The organism is Bradyrhizobium sp. HKCCYLR20261 (assembly GCF_051168435.1).
In the GTDB taxonomy this organism is placed as follows: Bacteria; Pseudomonadota; Alphaproteobacteria; order Rhizobiales; family Xanthobacteraceae; genus Bradyrhizobium.
On the sequence record NZ_JBNPUZ010000002.1, the window covers coordinates 130,163 to 147,070 of the forward strand.

The 16,908-nt window shown below is 66.2% G+C and carries 16 protein-coding genes; 4 read left to right on the plus strand and 12 right to left on the minus strand.

Annotated elements, in window-relative coordinates:
• Window positions 1-30 precede the first annotated feature (30 nt).
• Window positions 31-1,194, plus strand: coding sequence for a cytochrome P450 (locus tag ACQR1L_RS04245; protein ID WP_434856682.1), 1,164 nt, complete (start codon window positions 31-33; stop codon window positions 1,192-1,194).
• 209 nt (window positions 1,195-1,403) lie between these two features.
• Here the strand turns inward: ACQR1L_RS04245 and ACQR1L_RS04250 are convergent, their stop codons facing one another.
• Window positions 1,404-2,522: an NADH:flavin oxidoreductase gene (locus tag ACQR1L_RS04250; RefSeq protein ID WP_434856683.1), complete on the minus strand. Its 1,119-nt coding sequence runs from the start codon at window positions 2,520-2,522 to the stop codon at window positions 1,404-1,406.
• 181 nt (window positions 2,523-2,703) lie between these two features.
• Here ACQR1L_RS04250 and ACQR1L_RS04255 point away from each other — a divergent pair, with 181 nt between their 5' ends.
• On the plus strand, window positions 2,704-3,027 hold the full coding sequence (locus ACQR1L_RS04255) for a winged helix-turn-helix transcriptional regulator (RefSeq protein ID WP_434857235.1): 324 nt from the start codon (window positions 2,704-2,706) through the stop codon (window positions 3,025-3,027).
• Window positions 3,028-3,044: 17 nt separating this feature from the next.
• Here ACQR1L_RS04255 and ACQR1L_RS04260 read toward each other — a convergent pair whose 3' ends face one another.
• The 11 genes from ACQR1L_RS04260 to ACQR1L_RS04310 form a co-directional block, all read right to left on the minus strand.
• On the minus strand, window positions 3,045-4,529 hold the full coding sequence (locus ACQR1L_RS04260) for an AMP nucleosidase (RefSeq protein WP_434856684.1): 1,485 nt from the start codon (window positions 4,527-4,529) through the stop codon (window positions 3,045-3,047).
• A gap of 137 nt (window positions 4,530-4,666) precedes the next feature.
• Window positions 4,667-5,626 (minus strand): Gfo/Idh/MocA family oxidoreductase, encoded by a 960-nt coding sequence (locus ACQR1L_RS04265; protein WP_434856685.1) that lies wholly within the window; start codon window positions 5,624-5,626, stop codon window positions 4,667-4,669.
• The gene (locus ACQR1L_RS04270) at window positions 5,627-6,490 is read right to left on the minus strand and encodes a class III extradiol dioxygenase subunit beta (RefSeq protein WP_434856686.1); all 864 of its coding nucleotides are present in this window, start codon (window positions 6,488-6,490) and stop codon (window positions 5,627-5,629) included.
• The gene (gene ligA, locus ACQR1L_RS04275) at window positions 6,491-6,880 is read right to left on the minus strand and encodes a protocatechuate 4,5-dioxygenase subunit alpha (protein ID WP_009030426.1); all 390 of its coding nucleotides are present in this window, start codon (window positions 6,878-6,880) and stop codon (window positions 6,491-6,493) included.
• A 12-nt stretch (window positions 6,881-6,892) separates the two neighbouring features.
• Window positions 6,893-7,807, minus strand: a complete 915-nt coding sequence (locus tag ACQR1L_RS04280; protein ID WP_434856687.1) for an amidohydrolase family protein — start codon at window positions 7,805-7,807, stop codon at window positions 6,893-6,895.
• Window positions 7,808-7,815: 8 nt separating this feature from the next.
• Entirely contained in the window at window positions 7,816-8,739 is a 924-nt protein-coding gene (locus ACQR1L_RS04285) for a DUF1932 domain-containing protein (RefSeq protein ID WP_434856688.1), read from the minus strand.
• 3 nt (window positions 8,740-8,742) lie between these two features.
• Window positions 8,743-9,438, minus strand: a complete 696-nt coding sequence (gene ligK / locus ACQR1L_RS04290) for a 4-carboxy-4-hydroxy-2-oxoadipate aldolase/oxaloacetate decarboxylase (RefSeq protein WP_434856689.1) — start codon at window positions 9,436-9,438, stop codon at window positions 8,743-8,745.
• Window positions 9,439-9,451: 13 nt separating this feature from the next.
• Complete coding sequence (locus ACQR1L_RS04295) at window positions 9,452-10,477, minus strand: amidohydrolase family protein (RefSeq protein ID WP_434856690.1); 1,026 nt, start codon at window positions 10,475-10,477, stop codon at window positions 9,452-9,454.
• 40 nt (window positions 10,478-10,517) lie between these two features.
• Window positions 10,518-11,894: an MFS transporter gene (locus ACQR1L_RS04300; protein WP_434856691.1), complete on the minus strand. Its 1,377-nt coding sequence runs from the start codon at window positions 11,892-11,894 to the stop codon at window positions 10,518-10,520.
• Between the two features lie 308 nt (window positions 11,895-12,202).
• Complete coding sequence (locus ACQR1L_RS04305) at window positions 12,203-13,102, minus strand: LysR family transcriptional regulator (RefSeq protein WP_434856692.1); 900 nt, start codon at window positions 13,100-13,102, stop codon at window positions 12,203-12,205.
• A gap of 458 nt (window positions 13,103-13,560) precedes the next feature.
• Window positions 13,561-13,974 (minus strand): TspO/MBR family protein, encoded by a 414-nt coding sequence (locus ACQR1L_RS04310; RefSeq protein ID WP_434857236.1) that lies wholly within the window; start codon window positions 13,972-13,974, stop codon window positions 13,561-13,563.
• 275 nt (window positions 13,975-14,249) lie between these two features.
• Here ACQR1L_RS04310 and ACQR1L_RS04315 point away from each other — a divergent pair, with 275 nt between their 5' ends.
• Both ACQR1L_RS04315 and ACQR1L_RS04320 read left to right on the plus strand, forming a co-directional pair.
• Window positions 14,250-15,209 (plus strand): AAA family ATPase, encoded by a 960-nt coding sequence (locus ACQR1L_RS04315; RefSeq protein WP_434856693.1) that lies wholly within the window; start codon window positions 14,250-14,252, stop codon window positions 15,207-15,209.
• A gap of 5 nt (window positions 15,210-15,214) precedes the next feature.
• Window positions 15,215-16,588 carry a vWA domain-containing protein gene (locus ACQR1L_RS04320; protein WP_434856694.1) on the plus strand — a complete coding sequence of 458 codons (1,374 nt, stop codon included), beginning with the start codon at window positions 15,215-15,217 and terminating at the stop codon, window positions 16,586-16,588.
• Window positions 16,589-16,908: the final 320 nt, after the last annotated feature.

The window sequence follows — 16,908 nt, forward strand, 5'->3', positions numbered from 1 at the left end:
ACCATACTCAATGGAGAGGAGGCCAAGGAGATGTTCACGTTCGATCCGTATTCGCCGGCGGTCGATGCCGACCCGTTCCCGTTCTACAAGACCTTGCGCGACGAGCACCCGTGCTTCTGGAGTCCCCAGGCCCAGGTCTGGATCCTGTCGCGCTACGCCGATGTCGCCGCGGCCGGCACCAACTGGCAGACCTATTCCTCGGCCAAGGGCAATCTGATGACCGAGCTGCCGAACCGCGCCGGCGCGACGCTCGGCACCACCGACCCGCCGCGCCACGACCGGCTGCGCGGTCTCGTGCAGCACGCCTTCATGAAGCGCAACCTGGAGAGCCTGTCAGGTCCGATCCGCGACATCGCCCGCGCCAGCGCCGAGGCGCTGCGCGGCCAGGAGCGCTTCGACTTCATCGAGGCGTTCTCGTCCAAGTTCACCGTGCGCGTGCTGTTCGCGGCGCTCGGCCTGCCGCTCGGCGACGAGCAGACGGTGCGCGACAAGGCCGTGCTGATGGTGCAGAGCGATCCGGTCAGCCGCGCCAAGGGGCCGCAGCACATCGCGGCCTATAATTGGATGCAGGACTATGCGGCATCCGTCATCGCCGAACGCCGCGCGCGGCCACAGAACGATTTGATCTCGCATTTCAGCATGGCCGAGATCGACGGCGACCGGCTCGACGAGCGCGAGGTGCTGCTGACGACGACGACCCTGATCATGGCCGGCATCGAGTCGCTCGGCGGCTTCATGAGCATGCTGGCCTACAATCTCGCAGACCATGCGGACGCTCGCCGCGCCGTCGTCGCCAATCCCGATCTGCTGGCGGATGCGGTGGAAGAGTCGCTGCGCTTCAACACCTCGGCCCAACGCTTCCGCCGCTGCCTGCAGAAGGATCTCACTTTGCACGGCCAGACGATGCGCGAAGGCGACTTCGTCTGCCTCGCCTACGGCTCCGCCAATCGCGACGAGCGGCAGTTTCCAAATCCCGATGTCTACGACATCACGAGGAAACCGCGCGGCCACCTCGGCTTCGGCGGCGGCGTGCATGCCTGTTTAGGCTCAGCGATCGCAAGGATGGCGATCAAGATCGCATTCGACGAATTCCACAAGGTCGTGCCCGAGTATCGCCGCACCCAGGAGCAACTGCCGTGGATGCCGTCCTCGACGTTCCGCAGCCCGCTGTATCTGGAGCTGACGGTGCATTAGTTAGTTGCAAGGACTAGATGAGAACCCAGGCTCGCGCCCCGCGGACAGTGCGCTCCCTCTCCCCGTTCTTACGGGGAGAGGGTTGGGGTGAGGGGCGGCCTCACCCACCGACCGTGCGGAGAGCCCCCCTCACCCGGATGGCATCTTCGATGCCATCCGACCTCTCCCCGCACGCGGGGAGAGGTGAAGACCGAGCAAACCGCGACAGCTCACACCAGCGCGCCAAGATCCGCCGCGTTGAAGCCCTTCAATCCGGCCTTGTCGCCGGCCTTGATCTTCGCCACCCAATCCGCATCGCTGATCAGCGCGCGTCCCACAGCGATGAGGTCGAACTCGTCCTTCGCCATGCGCTCGAGCAGCGCATCGAGATCGGCTGAACTCGACGGCTTGCCGGCGAAGGCCGAGAAGAACTCGTCGGACAGGCCGACCGAGCCGACGCTGATGGTCGCCGCGCCCGTGATCTTCTTCGCCCACCCGGCGAAGTTGAGCCCCTTCTCGCCGTCGATCTCCGGAAACTCCGGCTCCCAGAAACGGCGCTGCGAGCAGTGCAGGATGTCGACGCCGGCGTCGACCAGCGGCTGCAGCCAGTCGCCCATCAGCGCGGGCGTCTCGGCGAGGCGCGTCGCGTAGTCCTGCTGCTTCCACTGGCTGACGCGCAGGATGATCGGGAAGTCGGACCCGACCGCCTTGCGGATCGCCGCGACGATCTCGCCGGCAAAACGCGAGCGCTCCTTGATGGTCGGCCCGCCATAGCGATCCTCGCGCTTGTTGGTGCCGGACCAGAAGAACTCATCGACCAGATAGCCATGGGCGCCGTGAACCTCGACCGTGTCGAAGCCGGCACGCTTGGCATCGGCGGCAGCCTGCGCGAACGCGGCGACGGTGTCGGCGATGTCGTTCTCGGTCATCGTATTGCCGCGCGGCTTTTCCGGCGCGACCAGGCCCGAGGGGCTCTCGACCGGTGCGTCCGGCTCCCAGCGGCTCATGCCCTTGGTCGAGCCGGTGTGCCAGATCTGCGGCGCGATGCGGCCGCCGGCGGCGTGCACGGCGCTCGCCACCTTCTGCCAGCCGGCGAGGGCGGCGTCGCCGTGGAAGAACGGGATGTTGGGCTCGTTGCGCGAGGCCGGACGGTTGATCACCGTGCCCTCGGTCAGGATCAGCCCCACCCCGCCCTCGGCGCGACGGCGGTAATAGGCTGCATTCGCCTCGCCGGGGATGCCGTTCGGCGCGGCGTTGCGCGTCATCGGCGCCATGACGATGCGGTTCTTCAGTTCCAGCGACTTCAGGCGAAACGGACGAAACAGCACGCTGGTATCGAGATCGGACATTCAGAAGGCTCCATTGCGTTCGGAACCGCTCCAGTATACTTCGGAAACCTGAAGTCAATGGGGCACCCGAAGTCGCTCAGGTATATCAGAGGAAACCACCGCCTTGACCGCTACGCCGCCGTCCGAGACCGCCCCGCTCCGCTGCAAGCCGCAGCACTTCTCGTCGGAATGCCCGAGCCGGGTGCTGATCGACCAGATCGCCGACAAATGGTCGATGATGGTGCTGGCGGTGCTCGACGGCGGCCCGCTGCGCTTCAACGCGATCAAGAAGCAGCTCGAAGGCGTGACGCAAAAGGCGCTGACGCAGTGCCTGCGCAGGCTTGAGCGCAATGGCCTCGTATCGCGGGAAGTGATCGCGGGGTCACCGATCGCCGTCCAATACGAGATCACGCCGCTCGGCCGCACCTTGCAGCCGCCATTCCGCGCGCTCTACGCCTGGACCATTGCCAAGATGCCGGAGGTCGAGCAGGCGCGTCAGGCATTCGACGAGCGCCGGGCGCGCTGATCCGAAGCAGCCGCACGCTACTGAAACGCGACCTCGGCGAAGCTGCGCAGCTTGCGCGAATGCAGCCGCTCGGATTCCTGGTGCTTCAACAGCTCCAGCGCCTTGAGGCCGATCTGGAGATGCTGGCCGACGCGCTGGCGGTAGAAGTCGCTGGCCATGCCGGCGAGCTTGATCTCGCCATGCAGCGGCTTGTCCGAGACGCAGAGCAAGGTGCCGTAGGGCACCCGGAAGCGATAGCCGTTGGCGGCGATGGCGGCCGACTCCATGTCGAGCGCGACGGCGCGCGATTGCGACAGCCGCCGGATCACGGCGGGGCCCGAGATCTCCCAATTGCGGTTGTCGACGCTCGCGACCGTGCCGGTGCGCATCACCCGCTTCAGCTCGAAGCCGGAATAGCCGGTGACGGCCTCCACGGCCTCTTCGAGCGCGACCTGCACCTCGGCCAGCGCGGGGATCGGCACCCAGGGCGGCAGTTCCTGGTCGAGCACATGGTCCTCACGGACGTAGCCATGCGCCAGCACGTAGTCGCCGAGCCGCTGGGTGTTGCGCAAACCCGCGCAGTGCCCGACCATCAGCCAGGCATGCGGCCGCAGCACCGCGATGTGGTCAGTGACGTTGCGCGCATTCGACGGGCCGGTGCCGATGTTGATGAGAGTGATGCCCTGGTGACCGGGCTCGACGAGATGCAGCGCGGGCATCTGCGGCGTGCGCGCCGGCGCTGCGCCGGTGGTGCCGCCGCCGAGACGGGCATTGCGCGTGATCACGTTACCCGGCTCGACGAAAGCTTCCGCCGCGCCCTGCCCGGCCGCCAGTTGCTGCCGGCCCCAATCGGCGAAGGCGTCGACATAGAACTGATAGTTCGTGAAGATCACGAAATTCTGGAAGTGGTCGGGATCGGTCCCGGTGTAGTGATAGAGTCGGCGCAGCGAGTAGTCGACGCGCGCGGCGCGGAACAGCGACAGCGGCTCAGGCATGCCCGGCTTCAGCTCGAGCGTGCCATCGGCAATGGCGTCGTCCATGGTCGCGAGATCCGGCGCGTCGAACACGTCGCGCAGCGAGCGCGTCACCAGCGGGCTCTCGTGATGCGGCAGCGCCGTCTCGATGTTGATGTCGCGGCGGTAGGCGAAATGCACCGGGATCGGCTCGGCGGATTCGCCGATCTCGACGGGCACGCCGTGGTTCTCGATCAGCAGACGGATCTGCTCGGTGAGATAGGAGCGGAACAGGTCCGGCCGCGTGATGCTGGTCTCGTGCACGCCCGGCCCCGCGACGAAGCCATAGGCGAGACGCGAGTCGAGACGCGCATGGCTTGCGGTGATGAGGCGCGCGAAGGGATAGGTGGCGCGGATACGCGTCGCCGGCACCACGCCATTGGCGTAGGCCTCGAAATGCCCGCGCAGGAACGCCGTATTGCGCTCGTAGATCTCCTCGAGCCGGGCCACCGCGGCGGCGGCGTCGGTGAAGCTTTCGGTCGGGAACGATTGCGGGGAATGGACAGTCAAGGCGGCCTCATCTGCTGAAGCCGGAGGTTAAGCGAAGCGGCCGTTCCTGCGCAACGCCTGCCGGCGCATCGTCCCGGCGCCGGAGGTGCCCTCCCCGCGCACATCAGCGCGAGGAGGGGCTGACTTCAGCACTCCACTCAGCCCTTGGCGAGCTGCTCGTCGAGATCGTGCAGCACCTGGTAGCAGGGCAGCACCTGGGCAACGGAGGCGTTCGGCTCGCGGCCCTCGCGGATCGCGGCGAAGAACTCGCGGTCCTGCAGCTCGATGCCGTTCATGGAGACATCGACCTTGGAAACGTCGATCTTCTGTTCCTTGCCATCAACCAGATCGTCGTAACGGGCGATGTAGGTGCCGGTGTCGCCGATGTAGCGGAAGAAGGTGCCGAGCGGGCCGTCATTGTTGAACGACAGCGACAAGGTGCAGATCGCGCCATTGGCGGCCTTGAGCTGGATCGACATGTCCATGGCAATGCCGAGGGTCGGATGGATCGGTCCCTGGATCGCGTTGGCCTTCACGATCGGCGAGCCCGCCTGATAGGCGAACAGGTCGACGGTGTGCGCGGCGTGGTGCCACAGCAGATGGTCTGTCCAGCTGCGCGGCTGGCCCAGTGCGTTCATGTTGGTGCGGCGGAAGAAGTAGGTCTGCACATCCATCTGCTGGATGTGGAACTCGCCGGCCTTGATCTTCTTGTGCACGAACTGGTGGCTGGGATTGAAGCGGCGGGTGTGGCCGCACATCGCGACCAGCTTGGTCTCCTTCTGCAGCTCGACCACCTGCTGCGCGTCCTTCAGCGAATCCGCGAGCGGGATCTCGACCTGCACATGCTTGCCGGCCTTGAGGCAGTCGATCGCCTGCGCCGCATGCATCTGCGTCGGGGTACACAGAATGACGGCGTCGACCTCCGGCAGCTTGAGGCTGTCGGCAAGCTCGGTCGAGACGTGCTTGATGCCGTATTTGTCGGCGACTTCCTTGGTCTGGTCGAAGCGGCGGCCGACCAGCGACACCACCTCGACGCCGTCGATGTTCTTGATGCCGTCGAGATGCTTGATGCCGAAGGCGCCGGCGCCGGCAAGCGCGACCTTGATCGTGTTGGCCATTTAGTTGTTCTCCAGAATGACATGGCCGACGGCGGTGTTGCTGGCCGGCACATGGTAGAAGCGGTGACGCACGATCGGCGCGTTGCCCTTCTTGGTCTCGTTGACGTCGCTCATGGCGCCGCGCGCGATCAGCCACATCACGAGCTCGATGCCCTCGCTGCCGGCCTCGCGGACGTAGTCGATGTGCGGCACCTTGGACAGCCCTTCCGGATCGTTGATCAGCTTGTCGAGGAAGGCGTTGTCCCATTCGCGATTGATCAGGCCGGCGCGCGGACCCTGCAGCTGGTGGCTCATGCCGCCGGTGCCCCAGATCTGCACGTTGAGCGGCTCGTCATAGCTCTCGATCGCCTTGCGGATCGCCTTGCCCAGCATGAAGCAGCGGCGGCCCGACGGCACCGGATACTGCACGACGTTGACGGCGAACGGGATCACCGGACACGGCCAGGCATCGACCTGACCGAAGATCAGGCTGAGCGGCACGGTGAGGCCGTGGTCGACGTCCATCTTGTTGACGATGGTGAGATCGAAATCATCCTGGATCACCGACTGCGCGATATGCGCGGCGAGCTTCGGATGCCCGATCACCTTCGGGACAGGCCGCGGGCCCCAGCCCTCGTCGGCCGGCTGATACTCGGCCGCAGTGCCGATCGCGAAGGTGGGAATCATGTCCAGGCTGAAGGCGGTCGCGTGGTCGTTGAAGACCAGGAACACGACATCAGGCTTCTGCTCCTTCTCCCACTGCTTGGCGAAGTCGTAACCGGCGAACACCGGCTTCCAATAGTCCTCGCCGGTCTTGCCGAGGTCGAGGGCGGCGCCGATCGCAGGAACGTGCGAGGTGAAAACGCTTGCGGAGATTTTTGCCATTTACTTCTTCTCCCCGGTGTAGCGGTTGCCCTCAGGCGAGCGGCCGCCCTTGATCATCATCTCGCGGTACTGGTCTTCGGTCATGCCGGTCATGCTGCCGGCCATCTGCTGAAAGCTCTTGCCGTCTGTCGCGCCAATCTTGGCCAGGAAGTAGATGTTGCCGCCGAGCGCGATGCAGCGGTTGAGATCACGGTCGAGCACCGCCTGCTTCTGCTCCTCGCTCATCGGCCATTCGTCGAGATAGGCACGCTCATTGGCCTTGAAGCGGGCGCGGTTCTCGGCCTTCATCAAGGACATGCAGAACTGGTTGAGGTGATAGCCCATCCGCGACATGTCGGCGTCGAAGATGGTCGTGCCGGGAACGTCGGTATAGGGTTTGTCGAGCGACATCGCTTCCCTCCTTCAGGATTCTTCGGGCCAGTACAGCCGCATCGGATTGTCGACCAGGAGCTTCTTCTGCAGTTCCTGGGTGACGGCGATATGGGGAATGAAATCGACCAGCAGGCCATCGTCGGGCATGTGGTCCTTCAGGTTCGGATGCGGCCAGTCGGTGCCCCACAGCACGCGATCCGGGAATGTCTCGACGATGCGCTTCGCGAACGGCACCACGTCGCGATAGGCACTCTGCTCGCCGTTCAGCGCCGGCGGTCCCTTGACCGACAGCCGCTCCGGGCAGCTCACCTTGGACCAGACGTTGTTATGCTCGCGCATGAACTTCACGAACAGCTCGAACTCGGGGCCATCGACCGGTTTGGTGACGTCGGGCCGGCCCATGTGATCGACCACGACCGTGGTCGGCAGCGAGGTGAAGAAGTCCCAAAGCTCCGGCAGGTCGACGGCCTCGAAATAGATCACGACATGCCAGCCGAGCTTGTTGATGCGGTTGGCGATCTCGACCAGTTCGTCCTTGGGCGTGAAGTCGACCAGGCGCTTGACGAAGTTGAAGCGGACGCCGCGCACGCCGGCGTCGTGCATCGCCTGCAGCTCGGCGTCGGTGACGCTGCGCTTGACGGTGGCGACGCCGCGGGCCTTGCCGTTGGAATGCACGAGTGCATCGACCATGGCGCGGTTGTCGGCGCCGTGGCAGGTCGCCTGCACCACGACATTGCGGGCGAAGCCGAGATGGTCGCGCAGCGCGTAGAGCTGATGCTTCGAGGCATCGCAGGGCGTGTATTTGCGCTCGGGCGCGAAAGGAAACTCGGCGCCGGGGCCGAACACGTGGCAATGCGCATCGACGCTGCCGGCCGGCACCTTGAAGCGCGGCTTCGACGGGCCGTCGTACCAGTCGAGCCATCCCGGGGTCTTCTGGAACTCCATGAGGTTTCCTACTCCTTGGATTTGATCTTATTGAGAATGCGATCGGCCTCGGTGCGCCAGTCCGGGCTGCGCGCGAATTCCTTGCTGCCGCGAGTGCCGAACAGGCCATCATCGGCGAGGTCGGCCACCCAGGCCTGGCGCTCGGCGGTGCCTTCAGCCGACCATGGCGTCAGCCCGATGTCGCGCACGGTCTCCGCCACTTCCCGCACCTCTTCGGCGCGGCGGCGGCCATGCTCGATCACGCGCTGAAAGAAATAGGCGCCCTGCTTCTCCCAGTCGATGCCGGGAAAGGTCTCCTTGAGCGATGCGAGAACCGCATCCTCGACCCCGTAGGCGCGCGCGGTGGTGAAGCTCTCGATCACCATCGCCTCGAGGCCCTTGATCATGATGCTGCGGCACATCTTGGTCGCCGAGGCCACGCCGAGCTTGTCGCTGGCCGGCTTGGCGGCGAAGCCGAGATCGTTGAGCAGCGGCGCCAGCTCGCGCGCGCCGGCACCGCCGAGCAGCAGCGGCACCTTGATGCGATACGGCGGCACCGAGGTCATGACCGCGCCTTCGACGTAGCGCCCGCCGGCGCCGTCGATCAGCGCGGCCGCGCGCTGCTTGGCGCCGGGAGAGGCCGAGTTGAAGTCGAGGAACCAAGCACCCGGCTTGATCGCCGGAGCGCAGGCCTCCGCGACCGCCACGTCCTGGCTCGCGGTGACGGCGGAGACGATGAAGTCGGCCTGCGCCGCCAGTTCGGCGTGCGACGCGGTCAGCGTCACGCCGATGCCGTCGGCATGGGTTCGCATCGCGTCGCCACGGCTGTCCGACAGCTTCACATCATAGGCCGAGACGCGCACGCCGTCCTTGCGCAGATCCTCGGCGAGGATCTTGCCGACCTCGCCGTAGCCGATCAGCCCGACATGCCACTGGTTCGACGCCGCGGTCATCGCTTAGTCAATGTACTTGAGCCCGGCCTTCGCCAGCGGCTCGCGCATCTTGTACATGTCGAGGCCGAGCACGCCCGAGGCCAGCTTCTCGCGCTTGTCGGCCTCGTTGGCCTCGCGCGCCGCCGCCGCATCCGCCGCCTGATGCGCAACCGCGGCCGGCACCACGACGATGCCGTCGACGTCGGCGACGATGACATCACCCGGATTGACCGCCGCACCGGCGCAGACGATCGGGATGTTCACCGAGCCGAGCGTCGCTTTCACGGTGCCGCGCGCGCTGATCGCCCGCGAGAATACCGGGAACTGCATCTCGGTGAGATCGGCGACGTCACGGACGCCGCCGTCGATGACGAGGCCCAGCGCGCCGCGGGCGCGGAAGCTCGTCGCCAGGAGATCGCCGAAGAAGCCGTCGGTGTTCTCCACCGTGCAGGCGGCCACGACGACGTCGCCGGGCTGGATCTGCTCGGCCGCGACATGCAGCATCCAGTTGTCGCCGGGCTGCAGCAGCACGGTGACGGCGGTGCCGCACATCTTCGCGGTCGGATAGATCGGACGCATGTAGCACTGCATCAGGCCGACGCGGCCCATCGCCTCGTGGATGGTGGCGACGCCGAACTTCGACAGCTTCTCCACCGCCGCCTTGTCGGCGCGGGTGATCTTGGTCTTGACGATGCCGAGATTGTTCATGGGGGTGCTCATGGCTCGCTTTAGATTACTTGCCCTTGGCCTTCAACGCGGCGTCGAGACGCGGGAACACGCGCCGGGCGTTGCCTTCGTAGATCTGGTGGCGCTGCTCTGGGGTCAGCTTGGCGGCCTCGATGTAGCGCTTGGTGTCGTCGTAGTAGAAGCCGGTTTCCGGATCGATGCCGCGGACGGCGCCGATCATCTCCGAAGCGAACAGGATGTTGTCGATCGGGATCACGCCGGTCAAAAGGTCGATACCCGGCTGGTGATAGACGCAGGTGTCGAAGAAGATGTTGTTGAGCAGGTGATCCTTCAACAGCGGCTTCTTCAGCTCCTGGGCGAGGCCGCGGAACCGGCCCCAATGATACGGCACCGCGCCGCCGCCATGCGGGATCAGGAACCTCAGGGTCGGGAAGTCCTTGAACAGGTCCGAGGTCAGGCACTGCATGAACGCCGTCGTATCGGCATTGAGATAATGCGCGCCGGTGGTGTGGAAGCAGGCGTTGCAGCTGGTCGAGACGTGGATCATCGCGGGGATGTCGAGCTCGACCATCTTCTCGTAGATCGGATACCAGTGCCGGTCCGACAGCGGCGGCGAGGTCCAATGGCCGCCCGACGGGTCCGGGTTCAGATTGATGCCGACGAAGCCGTATTCCTTGATGCACTTCTCAAGCTCGGGAATGCAGCTCTTGGGGTCCACGCCCGGCGACTGCGGCAGCATCGCGACGCCGATGAAATTATCGGGGAAGAGCTGGCTGACGCGGTAGCACAGCTCGTTGCAGATGCCGGCCCAGGTCGAGGACACCTGGAAATCGCCGATGTGGTGCGCCATGAAGCTCGCGCGCGGCGAGAACACGGTGAGGTCGCTGCCGCGCTCCTTCATCTTCTTGAGCTGGTTGCTCTCGATGCTCTCGCGCAGCTCGTCGTCGCTGATCTTGAGCTCGGAGGCCTTCGGCATCACCGAGGGATCCTTGATGCCCGCGATCTGCCGGTTGCGCCACTCTTCCAGCGCCTTCGGAGCCGTCGTGTAATGGCCGTGCACGTCGATGATCACGTCAGTCTCTCCCTCAAGCTTTTCATTCGTCCGGCGCCGCTCAATGCGCGACCACGGGGCTGCCGACATCCTTGCCGCTGGCGCGGCCGCCCGGTCCGACCGCCTGCTTTACCACAAGGGCGAGCGCCGCGATCAAGCCGGGAACTGCGATCACGGTGAAAATCTCGCTGAAGGTGAGGTGGCGCGCGGTCAGCTCGGCAACCAGGAAGGAGCCGGCGATACCGCCGAAGCGGCCGATGCCCATCATCCAGGCCACCCCGGTGGCGCGGCCCTGGGTCGGGTAGAACGACGCCGCCAGCGCCGGCAGCGACGACTGCGCCGTGTTCATGACCACGCCGGCGACGAACACGATCACCACCAGGAAGCCCATGTTGCCGGCCGCCTGCCCGATCAGGAAGATCGTCACCGCCGTCAGCGCGTAGCCGACCGCGACGATGCGGTTGGCGTTGAAGCGGTCCATCAGGAAGCCGAAGAACACCGCTCCGACGCCGCCGAGCGGGAACAGCGCCGAGATCAGGGTCGCGGTCTGCGGGTTGAGCCCGACATCCTTGAACAGGATCGGCATCCAGTTGATCAGCGCGTAGAAGATCACCAGCCCCATGAAATAGGTGATCCAGAGCATCAGCGAGCCGATGCGCAAGACCGGCGACAGCACCATGCCGATGCCGGTGGCGTTGACGCGGCGGGTGGTCTCGGCATGCTCCGGCTCCAGCATCACGAACTGGCCGACATCGGCAGCCCTGGCCGAGATCTTGCGCATCACCTTGCGGACGCGCTCGGCGCTGGCGCCGCGCGACAGCAGATAGTGCACGGATTCCGGCAGGATCGCGATCAGCAGCACGGTGAGCACCAGCGGCGTCGCGCCGCCGAGCACCAGCACGCTGCGCCAGCCCCATTGCGGGATCATCCATGCGGCGAGGAAGCCGCCGCAGGCGGCGCCGAGCGGAAAGCCGCAGAACATCAGATTGGTCATGGTGGCGCGCAGCCGGCTTGGGCAGTACTCGCTGAGCAGCGTCACCGCATTCGGCATGGCCGCGCCGAGGCCGAGGCCAGTGACGAAGCGCAGCACCGTGAGCTCGGTCAGGTTGGTCGCGAAGGCCGAGGCGAGACAGGCGACGCCGAAGATCAGGACCGAGCCGACCAGCACCAGCTTGCGGCCGAGACGATCGGCCACGGGACCGGCGAGCAGCGCGCCCGCGGCCAGGCCGAACAGCGCCGCGCTCAGCACCGGTCCGAGCGCCGATTTCTCGATGCCCCACTCCTTGAGCAGCGACGGCGCGATGAAGCCGATCGCCGCGGTGTCGAAGCCGTCGAGCAGCACGATGGTGAAGCCGAGCGCAAAGATCAGCCACTGGAAGGCGGAGAACGGGTGATCGTCGAGAAAGGCCTGGACGTCGACACGGGCGGTCGTAGGCATCGCTTCTGCTTCCTTGGGGTGCTGTTCTGGCTCGTTCGCCGAGGTCCGCAGGCGCGTGTTTCCAGCGCGATCGGGTCCTGCAGCTTCGGCAGCTTGACCGGTTATGTGACCGAGGGCGACCGCCCGCGCCAGCGCCGGGAGGCTTCTATCAGCTATTCCGAAATGGCATAGGATATCAGATGAGCCATGCTGATTTTAGAATGGGTCTGGAGAGCTCCGCTGTTTGCTTTTTGCCCCGCTGGACGCCGCGGCTCCACCCTCCCCTGGAGGGGGAGGGTGGCACCGCCCGAGCTGACGTTATTCGCGATTCACCGCGGCAGCTTCTTGATCAGCGCCGTCGCCAGCTTCATCGTCTGCTGCGCCAGCGGCGTCGGGCGCTTGTGGGCTGACGTGACGAAGCACAGCACGCTGGTCGGGGCCGGCTCGGTCAGCGGCCGGATGGCAAGCTCCCCTGCCCGCCCGGACGCCGCGACGCCGCTCGGCGTCAGCACCGCGTGGCCATAGCCCGCGCAGACGAGATCGATGATCGACGGCACGCTCGACACCTCCCAGGCGATGTCGAGCTTGACGCCGGCGAGCGCCGCCTGCGTCTCCAACAACCGCCGCATCGCGTGCACGCGCTCGGGCATGATCAGGCTGTAGCGCGACAGCTCGGCCATCGGCAGCGGCGCGGTGATGCGGCGCTTGCCCTTCGGGGCGTGGCTGACCAGCGCCAGCGGCTCCTGCAGCACCGGCGTGATCTCGATGCCGGCCTGGGCGTCCGGATTGTAGACCATGCCGACATCAATGCGGCCCGAGGTGATCCACTCGACGACGTGCGTCGACAGGCCCTCGACGATCGCGAGCCGCGCCGCCGGATACTCTTTGCGGAAGCGATCGATCAGCGGCAGGGTCAGCTGCCGCGCGATGCTCGGCGGCAGGCCGATGGTGACGCGGCCGACCGGCGCGTCACGGCTGGCGCCGAGATCCTCGCGCGCATGCGCCACCAGCTGCAGCACCCCGACGCTGTGATCGAGCAGCCGCTTGCCGGCCTCCGTGAGCTCGACGCCGCGGCCATTGCGCGCGAACAGCTGCTGCTTCAGTTCGGATTCCAGCGCCCGCACCTGCCGCGACAGCGCCGGCTGGGCGACGTCGAGCACGGAGGCGGCCTTGCTGAACGAGCCGAGCTCGGCAACCTGGACGAAATATTCGAGCTGCTTGAGGTTCATGGTTGGGCCCGCGCCTCCGAGCCGCGCGACGCAACGTCCGATCGACACACTGGACGCAACCTCTGAGGCCCAGCGGCAGCGCCATGGCCTTCGACGGTCGGGGTTTTGCGCCTGCCTGCCTCCGCGCCGTCATGGCCGGGCTTGTCCCGGCCATCCACGTCGTTCGGCAAGCCGGGGACCACGTGGATGCCCGGGCCTTCGCCGGGCCGAAGCGGCTTCGGCCGCGCAGGCGGGACAAGCCCGGGCATGACGGAGTAACTAACGGGCACGATCGTTCGTCGCGACAGCCCCGCATTGCTTGCAAGAAGAGAAGTAATCCGGGTGAGGGAGTAGAGGTCTCGACGCAGACACTCCCCGTGCGGTCGCCCCTCACCCCAACCCTCTCCCCGTAAGGACGGGGAGAGGGAGCGCACGGGCGTCTGCGCCTGGCAGCGAGCTTCCATCACACCCGCCTTATCTCAATTCAGCACATTCACCGAGAAATTCAGCACCGACGCGAACGCGACCCAGCACGCATAGGGCACGAACAGCAGCGCCGCGGTGCGGTCCTCGCGCCATTGCATCACGATGAAGGTCACGATCAGCACGAACATGCCGGCGATGATCGCGAACGCGACCCACATCAGATGCGCGGTGAAGAACACCGGCGACCAGGCGAAGTTGAGCACCAGCTGGCCCCACCACACCTGCATCACGGCGCCGCTCTCGACCCGCTCATAGGTGCGCCAGCCGGCGACCGCGACCAGGATGTAGATCACCGTCCAGGCGATCGGAAACAGCCAGCCGGGCGGGGTGAACCAGGGCTTGTTGAGCGAGCCGTACCAGGCGCCGGGCATGTTGGAGGCGCCGATGATCCAGCCGCCTCCGACCACGAGGACCAGGAGGACGAGAAGATGCAGGATGGATCGGTTCATATTCCGCTCGGCGTGATTTTCATGAGAAGGTTCTCGGCTGGCTCGCTGGCGACCGGCAGCCATGCGACCGAGGCACCCACCCGCGCACTGGACAGGGCCGCTCGGTGCGCGTAGCCAGGACATAACACAATGCGAGGAAAAGTCAGGGTTTTCCCCTGACGCCAACGTCCAGGGACGGGAACGCCGATCAATTCTGCGCCCGGGTCCTGATACCAGGAAACGGAGCACCGTCAGTGGCTGATTCCCCGGCCCCCTCTTCAGCCATCGCCTCGATCGCGGCCGTCGAAGCCGGCCTCGCCGCCCAGGGCTATATCGCCAGCCGCCAGATCGCGACCGCGGTCTATCTGTCGCAGGCGATCGACAAGCCGATCCTGGTTGAGGGTCCGGCCGGCGTCGGCAAGACCGAGCTTGCGAAGGCGATCGCCGCCTGGCGCGGCCTGAAGATGATCCGGCTGCAATGCTATGAGGGGCTCGACGAGGCCAAGGCGCTGTACGAGTGGAAATACGCCAAGCAGCTGCTCTACACCCAAATCCTCAAGGACAAGCTCGGCGAGGTGCTCGGCGGCGCCCAGACCCTGCACGCTGCGCTCGGCCAGCTGCATGATTTCGGCGACGTGTTCTTCTCGAAAGAATTCGTCGAGCCGCGGCCGCTGCTCCAGGCCCTGCTCGAGCCCGAGGGCTGCGTGCTGCTGATCGACGAGATCGACAAGTCCGACGCCGAGTTCGAATCGCTGCTCTTGGAAATCCTCTCCGACTTCCAGGTCACCATCCCCGAGCTCGGCAGCATCGCCGCCGCCAAGCCGCCGACCGTGATCCTGACCTCCAATTCCGAGCGCAATCTCGGCGACGCCTTGAAGCGGCGCTGCCTGCACCTGCACATCGGCTTCCCCGAGCAGCGGCTGGAGGAGCGCATCGTCGAGAGCCGCGTGCCCGGCATCTCGCAGACCCTGCGGCGCCAGCTCGTCGCCTTCATCCACGACATCCGGACGCTCGACCTGAAAAAGCAGCCGTCGGTCAGCGAGACCATCGACTGGGCGCGCGTGCTGGTGCTGCTGCAGGCCGCCGAGCTCGGGCACGAGGTGGTCAAGGACACGCTCAACGTGCTCCTGAAATACGAGTCGGACATCGAGGTGGCGCTGCCGCAGGTGACGACATTCGTCGCCAAGGCACAGCGCCAGAACATCTTCGGGTAGGCGCCATGCAGGAGAACCTTCATCGGTTCTTCCGGGCAGCCCGTGGCGCCGGCGTCCACGTCTCGCCGGCCGAGAGCATCGACGCGATGCGCGCGGTCGCGAGCGTCGGTGTCGCCGATCGCACCGTGCTGCGCGACACGATGCTGCTGACGCTCGCCAAGAGCGAGGACGAGAAAAAGGCGCTCGGAGCCTGTTTCGATCTGTTCTTCGCCCATGTCGATCCGGCGCAGGCCGAGGTCAACGGCGACGCGTCGACGGACGCCGCGTCAGACGAGGCCCAGGCTGCACCGCCCTCGGGACAGCCGAGCGACGGTGACGCGAGTCCCGAACTCGGCCCCCTCGCCCAGATGCTGCTGGCGCAGAACACCGCCGACATCTCGGCCGCGATCGCCAACGCCTCCAGCGCCGTTGGCCTGTCCGAGATCCGCTACTTCACCCAGCGCGGCCTGTACTCCAGCCGCATGCTGGAGACGATGGGCATCCAGCGGCTGCGCGATGATCTGGATGCGCTGACCGAAACCAACCCGGCCCTCGCCGAACGGCTGCAGGGCGGCCTCGACGGCCTGCGGGACACCGTGCGCGATGCGGTCGCGCAGGCGCTGGCGCTGTACGGCCGCGAGGAGACCGAGAACCTGCGCCACGAGATCCTGCGCAACGCGCAGCTGTCGCGGATCGAGCCGCGGCAGGTCGCCGAGATGCGGGCGCTGATCCGGCAGATCGCCCGCCGGCTGCGCGAGCGCTACAGCAAGCCGCGCAAGCGCCAGCGCCGCGGCCATCTCGACGTCCGCCGCACGCTCCGCCGCAACGCCGCGTGGGGCAGCGTCCCCTTCCTCACCGCCTGGAAGCGCAAGCACCGCGACCGCCCGAAGATCGTCGCGCTGTGCGACGTCTCCGGCTCGGTCGCCCGCGTGTCCGACTTCTTCCTGCTGCTGATCCACAGCCTGCACGACGTCGTCAGCGACGTCCGCTCGTTCGCATTCTCCGGCCATCTGATCGAGGTCAGCGAGATCCTGGAGCAGAAGTCCGCGGAAGACGCCATGGCCGAAATCATGCACAAGGTCGGCTTCGGCTCGTCCGACTACGGCTCCTCGCTGGTCGATTTCGAGAAGCAGTTCATGGCCTCGGTGACGCCGCAGACCACCGTGATCGTGCTCGGCGACGCCCGCAGCAACAAGCTCGACCCGCGCGCGGACATTCTGAAAGCGATCTCCGAGCGCGCCAAGCGCGTCGTCTGGCTCAACCCGGAGGGCCGCGTCACCTGGGGCTGGGGCGACTCCGAGATGCCGCGCTACCAGACCTTCTGCAACGTCGTGCGCCCGTGCGCCACGGCGCAGCAGCTGGAGCGCGCGGTGAGCGACATCGTCTCGGCGTATCAGTAGGCCACCGCTCTCGCCCCGTCATTGCGAGCGAAGCGAAGCAATCCAGGGCCGAGTGCGCGACTCTGGATTGCTTCGTCGCTGCGCTCCTCGCAATGACGACGGGGTTTGTAGCAAGGGTGGGCAAAGACGTCCTGCGGCGCGAGCCGCGCGACGGCGTGCTCACCGACAGGCCGTCGCGAAGGACTGATTGCTTCATCTCGGACAGACCGACGGGTCGAAATAAGAGTCCATCTTATGAGTCCCAGCGTTTAGCTTGCGCGCTGGTGGGAGTTGCGGTTCGATATGCGAGCCCCACCCATCGCTGTCGTCCCGGACAAGCC